This window comes from Actinoplanes sp. HUAS TT8, assembly GCF_051380535.1.
GTDB lineage: Bacteria > Actinomycetota > Actinomycetes > Mycobacteriales > Micromonosporaceae > Actinoplanes.
Genome location: NZ_CP195646.1, coordinates 10,879,621 through 10,892,786 on the forward strand (window position 1 = coordinate 10,879,621; position 13,166 = coordinate 10,892,786).

The window sequence follows — 13,166 nt, forward strand, 5'->3', positions numbered from 1 at the left end:
CTCCAAAGGTTTCGGCGCACCCGATTCAGCGATGGTACGGGCGTGTGACCGTGGTTACGGTGAGCACCGACAAACCGTCGCGGGGGTGGGAGCACTGAGGGGGCACGATGGCCGAGGCCAGCCTGCTCGACCACTTGGGCCCGGGTGATCATGCCTGTCTGGTCTACGACGACGAGCCGTTGTGGGCGGGGAGTGTGGCGTCGCTGGTCCGGTCCGGGCTGCGCCGGCACCACCGGATCGTGTACTGCGGGCCGGACGCCGAGCGCCTGCCGTCGGTGCTGGCCGGCCAGGGTGTGGACATCACGATGGCCTTGAGCAGTGGACAGTTGACGGTGGCGGGCGTCGAGGCGGCGTACCTCCCGGATGGTGTTTTTGATCCGGAGGCGAGCCTGGCCGCCTGGGCGGGCGAGGTGGCGACGGCCCGCGCGCAGGGGTATCACGGGATGCGCGGGATCGGGGACATGACCTGGGCCCGGCGGGATGTGCGGATCGACCAGCTCTCCTGGTACGAGGCGCGGGTCAACCGGATCTGTGTGGACGGCTACACGACCGGGGTGTGTCTCTACGATCGGCGCGAGTTCAGTGAGCCGGAGTTGCGGCGGGTCACGCGGACGCACCCGTCGACGATCACCCGGTACACCGATCCGTCGCGGATTCCGCTGCTGCGTGTGGTCCGGACCGGTGGGTCGGGGCTGCGGTTGTCCGGGGAGGCGGATCTCTCCAACCGGCAGGCGTTGCGCGCGATGGTCGAGCACCTGGTGGAGGAGGCGGCGGACCGGGAGCCGGTCACGCTCGACCTGAGTGACCTGCGGTTCGCCGATTCGGCGGCCGCCCGGATCCTGCTGGAGCCGGCCGTGAGCGGCGGCCACCGGCTGGACGTGGTCGGTTGCTCCCGGTCGTTGCGCAGGCTGCTGGCCTTCCACTGGGACGGCCCGACCGGCCGCCTGCGCCTCGAATGAGGGCACGCGGCCGGTCGGATCTCAGTCCTCGGTCAGGTCGGTCAGCGGCGTCGGCTTGCTGATGTTGGCCGGAGCGTTCCACTTCTGCAGCTCGGACGAGCTGCAGGTGGCCACCTTGACCTTGCTGGTGCCGTCGCTGTGCAGGTCGGTGCTGGGTGCCGTGTACGACGTGTCGGTCTGCCGGGTCGGCTGCAGGCAGTTGCCCTTGTAGTCCTTGATCCGGTAGCTGGTCGCGTAGTCACCGGTGTCGTGGTAGACGGTCCACTGGTAGGCGGTGGTGGCCTGCACGGCGGCGGTCTTGCAGCTCTCCACCGTCACCCAGGAGCTGGCGGTCACCGTGCCCGGCGATTTCAGGCAGTAGTTGTTGGCGCAGCCCGCGGCGCTGCTGGTCGCGCAGGCGCTGTTGGAGTTGCTGGTGGCGGTGTAGTTGTTGACGATGATCGGCCCGGTCGCCGAGACGTCCTTGGGCCCCGGCGTCGGGTGCACCCACTGCTGGTTGAAGTCGACCACGCCGTTGGGGGCCTGCTTGCAGAACCAGGCGATCATGTACGTGGCGCTGGTCGACTTGCTGGTCACGTCCAGGCAGCGGCTGAACTGGGCGTAGTTGACCAGCTGGTTGGTGCTGTCGCCGGCCATGCCCGCACCCACGCCGGGGGCCGAGCGCCACACCGTCTTGGTGGTGTCGGTGCTGCACCCGCCGAGGGCGACCGGGCTGGCGGCGACGCCCGGCTTGGTGACGTTGATGCAGAACGACTCGACGGCTTTGGACGAGTTCGCGGAGTGGAATAGGCTGCTGCCGTCGAGGCTCCACTGGTAGGTCGAGGTCGCCGGGGTGGTCGCCGGGCAGGGCTGGAAGACCAGTCCGTTGCCGCTGGCGTGGGTGGCACCGGCGTAGAGGCACATCCCGTCGTCGGCGCCGTTCTGTTCCGAGCCGATCAGTTTCAGGTAGAGGTCGGTGGTGTACCCGAACTGCTGCCGGCTGCTGTTGTCGCAGGTCGCCATGATGATCGCGGTGCCCGCGGTCGGGGGCTTGGCCGTCCCCGAGTAGTCCAGGCACTGGTTGCCCAGGGTCGAGCTGGCGATCCGGATCTGGCCGCCGGGGATGTTGGTGTTGCTGGTGGAGAAGACGTAGGTGGCGGTCAGGGTCCGTTTGACGTTGCCGACGGTGCCGATCGAGACGACCTTGGCGGTGGTCGGGACGTTGGTGACCGGGCAGGTCATCGCCGCGCCGTCCGAGTCGTAGTAGGTGACCGTCACCTGGTAGGCCAGCCGCTCGGTGGTGGCATTGACGCCGGCGTCGCCGCCGAGCGTGCACGGCGGCATGTTCTCCAGGTAGCCGTCGTGGGTCGTCAGGTCGGCGGCGGCGCGCACGCGGGCCATCATCACGTCCATGCCCGCCTGGGCCGAGTCCAGTGTGGTGGTGCGTTCGGCGATGTTCTGGGTGGCCTTGGTCTGTCGGACCACGACCGGGACCAGGGCGGCGGAGATCGACAGTACGACCGTGACGATGAGCATCGCCATCGGCAGGGAGCCCTCGTCCTTGCGGAGCGTCGTGAGCCTCATGAGGACGGCCTTCCCTTGCTGCAGTCGTTGTCCAGGAGTTCCCGGTTGTTGCCGAAGACGTTGTACGACGTCGTGTTCTGAGCCGTGAACAGCTCGTCCACCGGCATCGTGGTGTTGCCGAACTTGCTGGTGAACCGCAGCCGCACCTGGCTGTGCTGCGGTGAGTAGCCGGTGCCGGTGCCGGTGGTGCCGGGGCTGGCCGTGGCGTACGGGCTGTCCCCGGGCAGGATGACGGTGAACGGGTCGGTGGTCCCGGTCAGGCTCAGGTCGGTCGCGATCGTGGTCGGGGGTCCCGGCGTGTTCGTGGCGGTCGACTTCCAGCTGGCCACGGTCAGCACGCCGCTCTTCCAGGCGAGCTGGCGGCACCCGGACGGCGTGTTGTACTCCAGGTAGTAGTTGCCGCTCACCTTGCCGACCTTGGCGACCCAGCTCGCGTAGCGCAGGTCCTTGTCCAGGCGCCGGAAGCTGGTGGTGATCTGCTCCCGGGTGTTGGCCAGGCCGTCGGTCCGGTTGACGCTGGAGTAGACCTCGATCACCCCGCTGAGCACCATCACCATCACCACGCTCATGAGTCCCATCCCGACCAGCAGTTCGATCAGGGTGAAGCCGGCGTCGCGTTCGGTGTTCCCGTCGTCGTTCATGTGACCTTCCAGACGAGGGTGAGGACGCTGAGGTTGCTGGACGCGCCGGTCGCGGTCACGGTGACCGTGTAGGTGCCGGCCGTGGTCGGGGTGCCCGAGATGGTCCCGGTCAGGGTGTTGAGGCTCAGGCCGGGCGGCAGCCCGGTGGCGGTCAGCACCGGGGCCAGGCCGAGCAGCGTGCCGTTGGTGGTCAGCGCCAGGGACGTCGCGGTGCCCTTGACCGTGCTCTGGTCGGGCGCGGTGAGCGGCGGCGCGGTGAAGACCAGCGAGGTCGTGGTGTTCACGATGATGACGACCAGCTGGCTGACCGTGGCGCCGGTGCCGTCGGTGGCGGTGATCGTGGTCAGGAACCGGCCGGACGCGGTCGGCTTGCCGGAGACCGCGCCGGTGTTCTTGTTGATGTTGACCGCCGGTCCGGTGGGCAGGCCGGTGGCGCTGTAGGTGTAGTTGCCGTCGCCGCCGGACGCGACCGCGGTGAAGTCGAGCTTGTCACCCAGGTTGATCGTCTGGGCCGGGATCGTGGCCAGCACGATGGCCGGCGTGACGACGTAGGTGAAGGTCGAGGTGCCGACCACGGCGTTGACGTCGGTGATCTTCAGCGCCACGGTGTACGTGCCGACGGTGGTCGGGCTGCCGGTGATCAGCCCGGTCTTCGGGGCCATGGTCAGTCCGGGCGGCAGGTTCGTCGCCGTGTAGATGTACGGCGTCACCCCGTTGGCCCCGGTGGCCTGCAGGTTGACCACGTCCCCGATGCGGCTGGTGGTGGCCGGCACGGTGACGGTCGGCGGCAGCACCACGTTGAGGGTGATCGGCTCGGTGTCCGAACGGGCCTGATTGTCGGTGACCGTCATGCTCAGCTTGGTGCTGCTGACGGCGGTCGCGGTCCCGCTGATCACGCCGTACGCGGTCATCGAGAGCCCGGCCGGCAGCTTGGGGCTGCCGGTGGCCAGCGACCAGGTGTTCGGCAGGTAGCCGCCGCGCGCCTCCAGCTGGAACGAGAACTCCACGTCCTTGTAGAAGTTGATCACGGTGGTGAGGACCTTGGGGGCGGCCCGGTGGAAGTCGAAGTTCGGCTCGGGGGCCCGGGCCACCAGCGTCGAGGTGATGTACTCGCACACGCGGAGACCGCTGCTGGTGTTGCAGGCCTTGTCCGGCCAGGTCTCGAGCACGACCGCGCGGAAGAATCGGAGGATCTTCGTGCTGTCGGCCGGCTTGTCGGCGTCGGCCAGCGGATAGACGCACTCGCCGGTGCTGGTCTTGGTCAGGTAGATCTCGCACGCGCCGACGTAGATGTTCTGGGTGACCGTGACGCCCTCCACCGAGAGCGACTGGGGCGAGGTGGGGATCGCCGCGTCCGCGCCCAGGGCCGTGGTCTCGTCGGAGATCGTCGCGTCGGCCTCGACCGCCATCGTCGCCAGGTAGGACTGGACGGAGGTGGGGGCGGCGTCGAACTGGGCCTGGGTCGCCTTCTTGTTGCGCCCGCTCAGCAGCGCGCTGCCCTGCAGGCCCCGGACCTGCTCGATCGCGGTGTTGGCGACCTCGATGGCGGCCTGCCGGCCCCGCTGCGCGTTGACGTTGTTGAGGCTGGCGATGAAGAAGGGGGTGCTGGCGAGCAGGGTGGTGCTGATGATGGCCAGCGCGACGAGGATCTCGACCAGGCTGAAGCCCTCGTCCCCGTCACCTGCCGATGCGCTCTCCCGCATGCTTCCCCGTCCATCACGGCGGGACATCCGGCCGCCGGCCAGATGTCATTCGTGCAGATCATCGGCACGTGGACGGCGGCGTTTAGCAAATCGCCGCCCGGCACGGACGATCCGTGACGGGCGGCGGTTCGAGCGATCGGGAAACCGGTCAGCCGACGGGGACCGGTTCCGGCGCCGGCTCGGGGGCCGGGGCGGCGACCGCCCGCTTCCGGTCCCGGCGGGTCTCCACCATCGTGTAGAGCGTCGGGATCAGCACCAGCGTCAGCAGCGTCGACGTGACCAGGCCGCCGATCACCACCACGGCCAGGGGCTGCGAGATGAACCCGCCCGACCCGGTGATCCCGAGCGCCATCGGCAGCAGCGCGAAGATCGTGGCCAGCGCGGTCATCAGGATCGGCCGGAGCCGGCGCAGCCCGCCCTCGACCACGGCCTGCGCGACCGGCACACCCCGTTCCCGGTACTGGTTGATCAGGTCCATCAGCACGATCGCGTTGGTCACCACGATGCCGATCAGCATCAGCAGGCCGATGAGGGCGGCCACGCCCATCGGGGTGCCGGTGATCAGCAGCAGCGCGATCGCGCCGACGAAGGCGAACGGGATCGACACCAGCAGGATGAACGTCTGCCGGATGCTGCCGAAGACCGCCACCAGGATCAGGAAGACGAGCCCGATGGCGACCAGGATGGCGAGGATGAGCTGCGAGAACGCCTCGTTCTGCTGCGAGGTGACCCCACCCATCTCGTACGTGGCCCCGGCCGGGAGGGTGAGACCGTCGAGCGCCGTCCGGACCGCGGTGCTGGCCGCACCGGTGTCGTCCCCGGCCGGCGTGGCGGTGACCGTGTTGGTGCGGTCGCCGTCGACGCGGACCCGCTGCACCGGCCCGTTCACCTGGGTGACCGTGGCGACCTTGTCCAGCCGCACCGGGCCGGTGGTCGTCATGACGGTGAGCGCCTTGACCTCGGCCAGGCTGTCCGGCGCGGTCGCGCTGGTGCGGACGATCACGTCGTGGGCGGCGCCGTTCAGGGCGACCTGGGCCGCGGTCGCGCCCTGCACCGCGGTACGCAGCGCGGAGACGATCGTCTGGTCGCTCAGGCCGTACTTCGCGGCCTCCTCGCCCTTGGCCACGATGCTGATCTGCGGCGCGCTCTCGCTCAGGTCGCTGCTCACGTCGGTGACCTGGGTGACCCGGCCGAGGGCCTGCTGGATCTGCTCGGTCGCGGCCTTGAGGGAGGCGTCGTCGCCGGCCCGCACGGACACCTCGATGCCGCTGCTGCCGAAGCCGCCGCCCCCGCCCCCGACGGTGATCTCCCCGGCGCCGGTGATCGGCCGGAGCTTGTCGTTCAGCTCGTCCTCGACCGCCGCCGCGTCCCCGCTCACGTCGATCGTGTAGGCGACCTTCTCGCTGCCGCCCGATCCACCGAAGAACCCGCCCGACGATCCGACTGTCACCTGGTACGACTCGACCCCGTCGAGCGTCGCCAGCACCTTCTCGACCTGCTGGGCGGCCCGGTCGGTGGTGGCCAGGTCGGTGCCGGCGGGCAGGGTCTGGCTGACCCGGACGCTGTCCGAGCCGGAGTCCCCGATGAAGCTGGTCTTCAGCGCGCCGGCCATCGCGACCGTCCCGATCAGCAGCAGGACGGCCGCGGCCAGCACCGTCTTGCGGCGGCGGACCGACCAGGTGATCACCGGCAGATACATCCGGGGCAGCAGGCCGCGCCGCTCCTCGGCCTCGACCCGTTCGCGGTACGCCTCGGCGTCGTCGGTGACCACCGGTGACTTCAGGAACCAGTAGGCCAGCGCCGGCACCACCGTCAGCGACACGAACAGGGAGGCCAGCATGGCCACGGTCACGGTGATCGAGAACGCCCCGAAGAGCTCGCCGACCAGGCCGCTGACGAACGCGATGGGCAGGAACACGGCGACCGTGGTCAGCGTGGACGAGGTGACGGCGGTGGACACCTCACGCACGGCGGTGATGATCGCGTGGCGCCGGTCCTCGCCGTACCCCAGATGGCGTTTGATGTTCTCCAGGACGACGATGGAGTCGTCGACGACGCGTCCCACCGCGATGGTCAGGCCGCCCAGGGTGAGGATGTTCAGCGAGTAGTCGCGCCACCAGAGCACGATCAGCGCGATGAGCAGCGACAGCGGGATCGACACGGCGGTGACCAGCGTCGACCGGCCGGACCGCAGGAACAGCACGATCACCACGATGGCCATCAGCAGGCCGAGCGCGCCCTCTTCGAGCAGGCCGTCGACCGAGTCCTTGACCTGCGGCCCGCTGTCCGACACCACGGTCAGCCGCGCGCCGTCGCCGAGCGAGCCCTGCAGGTCGGCCAGTTTCGCGCGGACGTCGTCGGAGATCGAGGACGACGACCCGTTGTGATCCATGGTGATCGAGATTCCCAGGGAAGGCTTTCCATCCGTACGCGTGATCGAAGTGACCTGGGCGTCGGCCAGGGTGACCGAGGCGACGTCCTTGAGCTGGACGGCCTTCGGTCCGGAGAGCCACAGGTTCCTGATCTGGTCGAGCGACGTGACCGCCGAGCCGACCGCGAGACTCAGATTCTTGCCACTGGCGGTGATCTGGCCGGCCGACGACGTGCCGCCCAGCGAACTCAGCGCGGTCATGATCGACTGCTGGTAGGCGCCCGCGCCCGCCTTCGGGGTGACCGTGACGACCTGGTCACGGGTGCCGGAGACGGAGACCTCGTTGACGCCGTCGACCGCCTGCAGCGCCGGCACGACCGTCGAGGTCAGCTTGGCCGCGAAGGCGCGCTGGTCGCCGTCCGCGGTCGCCGCCAGGGTCATCGTCGGCAGGTCGCCGGTGCTGCCGGTGAGCACCTGCGGGTCGACGCCCTCGGGCAGCCGGGCCTTGGCCAGCGCCTCCTGGACGTCGCCGGTCGCACCGTCGATGTCGGTGTCGTAGCCGAACGACATGGTGATCGTCACCGACCCCTGCCGCGAGGTCGAGGTGGTCGTCTCCACCCCGGTGACGCCCTTCAGCGCGTCCTCGATCGGCGTGGTGACCTGCTCCTCGACCACCTCGGGGGCGGCGCCCGGGTAGGTGGCCAGGACGGTCACGGCCGGGAACGACAGATCGGGCAGCAACTGCTGCTTGAGCGACGTCGCGGCGTAGACGCCGAAGGCGACGACCAGCGCGGCGACCAGGGCCACCAGCTTGCGGTTGGCGAGACTTATCCGGGACAGGAGAGACACGGGGGAAGTCTCGGCCGCCGGGCGGTCCCGGCGCGTCGTCCGTCGGCGGTCCGTCCGGCTACCACGGTTGCGGTAGTCGCGGCCCGCCGGCTACTTCGGCTGCGGATTCCCGGGGCGGACCAGACCGCTCTGGTACGCGACCACGACCAGCTGCGCGCGGTCCCGGACCCGGAGCTTGGCCATCGCCCGGTTGACGTGCGTCTTCGCGGTCAGCGGGGACAGGAACAGCCGCTCGGCGATCTCCTCGTTGGTCATCCCGTGCGCGACCAGCACCAGCACCTCGCGCTCGCGCTGGGTCAGCTCGTCCAGGGCGGCCGGCGGCGGACCCGCCTCCGGTTGGCTGAGCAGGTGATCGAGCAGACCCCGGGTGGCCTTGGGGGAGAGCAGCGCGTCACCGGAGGCGACCACCCGGACCGCGGTGATCAACTCGTCCGGTCCGACCCCCTTGCCCAGGAAACCGCTGGCGCCCGCGCGCAGGGCGAGCATCACGTTGTCGTCCTGCTCGAACGTGGTCAGGACCAGGACGCGGACGCCGGCCAGGTCGTCGTCGTCGGCGATCCGGCGCGTCGCCTCGATGCCGTCCATCACCGGCATCCGGATGTCCATCAGGACGACGTCGGCGCGCTCGGTGCGGGCCAGCTCGACCGCCTGGCGGCCGTCGACCGCCTCGGCGACGATCTCCATGTCCGGTTCGGAGTCGAGGATCATCCGGTAGCCGGCGCGGATGAGCGCCTGGTCGTCAGCGAGAAGTACCCGGATCATGATCCCTCGATCGGTGCTGGGAGCTGGGCTTTGACATGGAAAAATCCGGCTTTCTCGTACGTCGTGAGCGTGCCGTCGGCCGCCGCCGCGCGCTCGCGCATGCCGACGATCCCGTATCCCGAACCGGACTTGTCGGGATTTATCCGTGCGGGGTTGGTCGCCTCGATCTCGACACCCTCGCGCGTGTAGGTGACGGTCAGTTCGGCGTCACCCGTGCCGTATTTATGGGCATTCGTCAGGGCTTCCTGGACGATCCGATAGGCCGCCAGGTCGACCATCGCCGGCAGTTCCCGCTCCGAGCCCGCCTGCTGGAACCGCACGACCAGCCCGGCCGCCGTCACCGTGTCCAGCAGCTCGGGCAGGCGGGCCAGCCCACGGGTCGGCTCGGTCCCGGCGTCCGGATCGTCGGACTGGCGCAGCACGCCGACGATCGACGCCAGCTCCTTGAGTACGGTGTCCCCGGCGTGCCGGATGTGATCCAGGGCCGGCCGGACCTGCTCGGGCCGCCGGTCCAGCAGGTGGCTGGCCGCCCCGGCCTGCACGTTGATCACGGCGATGTGGTGTGCGACCACGTCGTGCAGCTCCCGGGCGATGCGCAGCCGCTCCTGGATGACCCGGCGGCGGGCCTCGTCCTCACGGGTCTGCTCGGCCCGCCGAGCCCGCTCCTCGACCTCGGCCAGGTAGGCCCGCCGGTTCCGGGTCGCGTCCCCGAACGCGGTGGCCATCCCGACGAACGTCAGCACCGGGATCGTCGCCGCGGTGAACGGCGGATACCTCCCCGAGAGGACGTCGCCCAGATACAGCGCGACGCCGCATCCGGCGAAGGACAGCCAGGTGTCGCGCCGCGTGCCCCGGGTCGCCATCGTGTAGGCGCACATCCCCGCCGCCAGGATCAGCAGGGGATGCCGGTCGGTGCGCTCCCAGGTATACGCGATGATCGCGGCCGTCGTCACGACCAGCGCCTGTCGGGGCCACCGCCGGCGTACCGTCATGGCGCCGACCGCCACCGCCAGGCCCGCGTAGTCGGCCCAGCCCAGACCCGGGATGGCGTGGCGCCGGGCGCCGGCCAGATAGGCGAACGCGCTCACCCCGGCCACCGCGACGGCGATGAGGCCGTCGGCGATCAGTGGCCGCCCGGCTGACCAGCGGCGGCCCAGGAACATGCCGCCCACGTTAGTGAGCCGGGCATCCGTGCCGCGTCGTCTTGCCGCGGTATTTCGGTCAGGAAAGAAGAAGCAGCCGCGGTACGCCGCAACTAGCCTTTCCGCCATGGAGAAGACGCACGCCGCCGACAGCCACGACCTGATCCGCGTGCACGGTGCACGCGTCAACAACCTGAAGGACGTCAGCGTCGAGATCCCGAAGCGCCGGCTCACCGTGTTCACAGGAGTCTCCGGCTCGGGCAAGAGCTCGCTCGTGTTCGGCACCATCGCCGCCGAGTCGCAGCGGATGATCAACGAGACGTACAGCGCGTTCGTCCAGGGCTTCATGCCGTCCCAGGCCCGCCCCGACGTGGACGTGCTGGAGGGCCTGACCACGGCCATCCTGGTCGACCAGGAGCGGATGGGCTCCGACCCGCGATCGACCGTCGGCACCGCGACCGACGCCAACGCCATGCTGCGGATCCTCTTCAGCCGCCTCGGCGATCCGCACATCGGCTCCCCGCAGGCGTACTCGTTCAATGTCGCCTCGATCTCCGGCGCCGGTGCCGTGACCATGGAGAAGGCCGGCGTCACGACCAAGGAACGGCGCAGCTTCAGCATCACCGGTGGCATGTGCCCGCGGTGCGAGGGGCGCGGCGCGGTCACCGATTTCGACCTTTCCGCCCTGTACGACGAGAACAAGTCGCTGAACGAGGGCGCGCTCACCATCCCGGGCTACAGCATGGAGGGCTGGTTCGGCCGGATCTTCCGTGGTTGCGGGTACTTCGACCCGGACAAGCCGATCAAGAAGTACACCAAGCGGGAGCTGCACGACCTGCTTCACCGGGAACCCACGAAGATCAAGGTCGACGGGATCAACCTGACCTTCAGCGGGCTCATCCCGTCCATCCAGAAGTCCTTCCTGTCCAAGGACCGGGAGGCGATGCAGCCGCACATCCGTGCCTTCGTCGACCGCGCGATCACGTTCACCACCTGCCCCGAGTGCGACGGGACCCGGCTCAGCGAGGGCGCCCGCTCCTCGAAGATCAACGGTGTCAGCATCGCCGACGCGTGCCGCATGCAGATCAGCGACCTGGCCGTCTGGGTGCGCGGGCTGAACGAGCCGTCGGTCGCCCCGCTGCTCGAAAAGCTGCAGCACACGCTCGACTCGTTCATCGAGATCGGTCTCGGCTACCTGTCCCTGGACCGTCCGGCCGGCACCCTCTCCGGCGGCGAGGCGCAGCGCACCAAGATGATCCGGCACCTCGGGTCGTCCCTGACCGACGTCACGTACGTGTTCGACGAGCCCACCATCGGCCTGCACCCGCACGACATCCAGCGGATGAACGAGCTGCTCCAGCAACTGCGGGACAAGGGCAACACGGTCCTGGTGGTCGAGCACAAGCCGGAGGCGATCGCGATCGCCGACCACGTCGTCGACCTCGGGCCGCGCGCCGGGGCGGCCGGTGGCGAGGTCGTCTTCCAGGGCACCCTGGACGGGCTGCGCGCCAGCGGCACGCTCACCGGACGCCACCTGGACGACCGGGCCGCGCTGAAGGACGACGTACGCAAGCCCTCCGATTTTCTTGAGGTGCGCGGCGCGGGCCGGCACAACCTGCAGAACGTCGACGTCGACATCCCCCTCGGTGTGCTGGTCGTCGTGACCGGCGTGGCCGGCTCCGGCAAGAGCAGCCTGATCCACGGCTCGGTGGCCGGGCGGGACGGGGTCGTCGCGGTCGACCAGGGGTCGATCAAGGGCTCGCGGCGCAGCAACCCGGCGACCTACACCGGACTGCTGGAACCCATCCGCAAGCAGTTCGCCAAGGTCAACGGCGTGAAACCGGCCCTGTTCAGCGCGAACTCGGAGGGCGCCTGCCCGAACTGCAACGGCAACGGCGTGATCTACACCGACCTGGCCATGATGGCCGGCGTGGCCACCGTGTGCGAGGTGTGCGAAGGACGGCGCTTCGACGCGTCGGTGCTCGACTACAAGCTCGCCGGTAAGGACATCAGCGAGGTTCTGGCCATGCCGGTCGCCGAGGCGGTCGAGTTCTTCGCGGCCGGCGACGGCAAGAACCCGGCCGCCCACAAGATCCTGGCGCGGCTGTTCGAGGTCGGACTCGGCTACCTGACCCTCGGCCAGCCGCTGTCCACCCTGTCCGGTGGCGAGCGCCAGCGGGTCAAGCTGGCCGTCCACATGGGCGAGACCGGCGGCGTCTTCATCCTCGACGAGCCGACCACCGGACTGCACCTGGCCGACGTCGAACAACTCCTCGGCCTGCTGGACCGCCTGGTCGACGCCGGCCGCTCGGTCATCGTCATCGAACACCACCAGGCCGTGATGGCCCACGCCGACTGGATCATCGATCTGGGTCCGGGCGCCGGCCACGACGGCGGTCGCGTGGTCTTCGAGGGCACGCCGGCCGAGCTGGTCGCCGCCCGCTCCACCCTGACCGGCGAGCACCTGGCCGAATACGTCAAGTCCTGACCCTGGAGGGCCGATCCGTTAGGGTGCGCGATCATGGAGTTCGCGCACTCTTTCACGGTCGCCGCGCCGGCCGCCCGGATCTACGCCCACCTGATCGATCCGCGCAGCTACATCGGGCTGTCGCCGCTGGTCGTCGAGGTTCGCGACATCCGTCCGAGCAATTCCTCGATCGCGTACGTCGCGGTGGAGCGCTTCGACTTCGGCCCGTTCCACTGGAACAACCCGATCCGCGTCACCATGACCGGTTCCACCGACGGTCACACGATCACCAGTGCGGTCCGCAGCCCCGGCTTCGTCACCCTGAACTCCCGGGTCGCCCTGGTTCCGGGTGTCGCCGGCACCGAGGTCACCGAGTCGATCGCGGTCACCGCGCCGCTCGGCCTGCGCCGCTTCGTGCTGAATCAGGCCCGTTCCGTCCAGCAGTACCGAGCCACCGAGCTCACCCGCCGCATGACCACTTAGCATCGCCACCCGCCCATCGGCGCCCGTGTATCTCGCTGCGCGGCCGGGGCCTGCTCGGCATGATGGTGGCGTCGGGCCGGGATCGGATGATCGGGGGCAAGAAATGGACGGAAGTATTAGGGCCGTGGGGCATAAGAAATCTTGAATTCATGAATATCCTCCTGGTGCAATGGCGGCCGGGAGGCGATCGACAACGGGCGGGGATGCCGGTCGCCGCTAGGCGGAA

General features: G+C 69.4%; 9 protein-coding genes. 3 read left to right on the top strand and 6 right to left on the bottom strand.

Annotated features, from left to right (window positions below):
* Positions 1 to 107 precede the first annotated feature (107 nt).
* Entirely contained in the window at positions 108 to 959 is an 852-nt protein-coding gene (locus tag ACSHV8_RS48660; RefSeq protein WP_436527275.1) for an MEDS domain-containing protein, read from the top strand.
* A 21-nt stretch (positions 960 to 980) separates the two neighbouring features.
* Here ACSHV8_RS48660 and ACSHV8_RS48665 read toward each other — a convergent pair whose 3' ends face one another.
* The 6 genes from ACSHV8_RS48665 to ACSHV8_RS48690 form a co-directional block, all read right to left on the bottom strand.
* Positions 981 to 2,522, bottom strand: coding sequence for a ricin-type beta-trefoil lectin domain protein (locus tag ACSHV8_RS48665; protein ID WP_436527276.1), 1,542 nt, complete (start codon positions 2,520 to 2,522; stop codon positions 981 to 983).
* Positions 2,519 to 3,163 (bottom strand): PulJ/GspJ family protein, encoded by a 645-nt coding sequence (locus tag ACSHV8_RS48670; protein WP_436527277.1) that lies wholly within the window; start codon positions 3,161 to 3,163, stop codon positions 2,519 to 2,521. Before ACSHV8_RS48670 ends, ACSHV8_RS48665 begins: the two co-directional genes overlap by 4 nt.
* Complete coding sequence (locus tag ACSHV8_RS48675; RefSeq protein WP_436527278.1) at positions 3,160 to 4,866, bottom strand: putative Ig domain-containing protein; 1,707 nt, start codon at positions 4,864 to 4,866, stop codon at positions 3,160 to 3,162. Before ACSHV8_RS48675 ends, ACSHV8_RS48670 begins: the two co-directional genes overlap by 4 nt.
* Before the next feature lie 148 nt (positions 4,867 to 5,014).
* Positions 5,015 to 8,086, bottom strand: coding sequence for an efflux RND transporter permease subunit (locus tag ACSHV8_RS48680; protein WP_436527279.1), 3,072 nt, complete (start codon positions 8,084 to 8,086; stop codon positions 5,015 to 5,017).
* 90 nt (positions 8,087 to 8,176) lie between these two features.
* Positions 8,177 to 8,848, bottom strand: a complete 672-nt coding sequence (locus ACSHV8_RS48685) for a response regulator transcription factor (protein ID WP_436527280.1) — start codon at positions 8,846 to 8,848, stop codon at positions 8,177 to 8,179.
* Positions 8,845 to 10,011: a sensor histidine kinase gene (locus ACSHV8_RS48690; protein WP_436527281.1), complete on the bottom strand. Its 1,167-nt coding sequence runs from the start codon at positions 10,009 to 10,011 to the stop codon at positions 8,845 to 8,847. The genes ACSHV8_RS48685 and ACSHV8_RS48690 overlap by 4 nt, the downstream gene beginning before the upstream one ends.
* Positions 10,012 to 10,117: 106 nt before the next feature.
* On the opposite strand from ACSHV8_RS48690, the gene ACSHV8_RS48695 reads away from it, so the two are divergent.
* Both ACSHV8_RS48695 and ACSHV8_RS48700 read left to right on the top strand, forming a co-directional pair.
* Complete coding sequence (locus ACSHV8_RS48695) at positions 10,118 to 12,478, top strand: ATP-binding cassette domain-containing protein (RefSeq protein WP_436527282.1); 2,361 nt, start codon at positions 10,118 to 10,120, stop codon at positions 12,476 to 12,478.
* Between the two features lie 33 nt (positions 12,479 to 12,511).
* On the top strand, positions 12,512 to 12,940 hold the full coding sequence (locus tag ACSHV8_RS48700) for an SRPBCC family protein (protein WP_436527283.1): 429 nt from the start codon (positions 12,512 to 12,514) through the stop codon (positions 12,938 to 12,940).
* The last annotated feature ends 226 nt before the right edge of the window (positions 12,941 to 13,166 follow it).

Coding starts and splice junctions, on each gene's coding strand:
- ACSHV8_RS48660 (WP_436527275.1), top strand. CDS start 108: ATGGCCGAGGCCAGCCTGCTCGACCACTTGGGCCCGGGTGATCATGCC.
- ACSHV8_RS48665 (WP_436527276.1), bottom strand. CDS start 2,522: ATGAGGCTCACGACGCTCCGCAAGGACGAGGGCTCCCTGCCGATGGCG.
- ACSHV8_RS48670 (WP_436527277.1), bottom strand. CDS start 3,163: ATGAACGACGACGGGAACACCGAACGCGACGCCGGCTTCACCCTGATC.
- ACSHV8_RS48675 (WP_436527278.1), bottom strand. CDS start 4,866: ATGCGGGAGAGCGCATCGGCAGGTGACGGGGACGAGGGCTTCAGCCTG.
- ACSHV8_RS48685 (WP_436527280.1), bottom strand. CDS start 8,848: ATGATCCGGGTACTTCTCGCTGACGACCAGGCGCTCATCCGCGCCGGC.
- ACSHV8_RS48690 (WP_436527281.1), bottom strand. CDS start 10,011: ATGTTCCTGGGCCGCCGCTGGTCAGCCGGGCGGCCACTGATCGCCGAC.
- ACSHV8_RS48695 (WP_436527282.1), top strand. CDS start 10,118: ATGGAGAAGACGCACGCCGCCGACAGCCACGACCTGATCCGCGTGCAC.
- ACSHV8_RS48700 (WP_436527283.1), top strand. CDS start 12,512: ATGGAGTTCGCGCACTCTTTCACGGTCGCCGCGCCGGCCGCCCGGATC.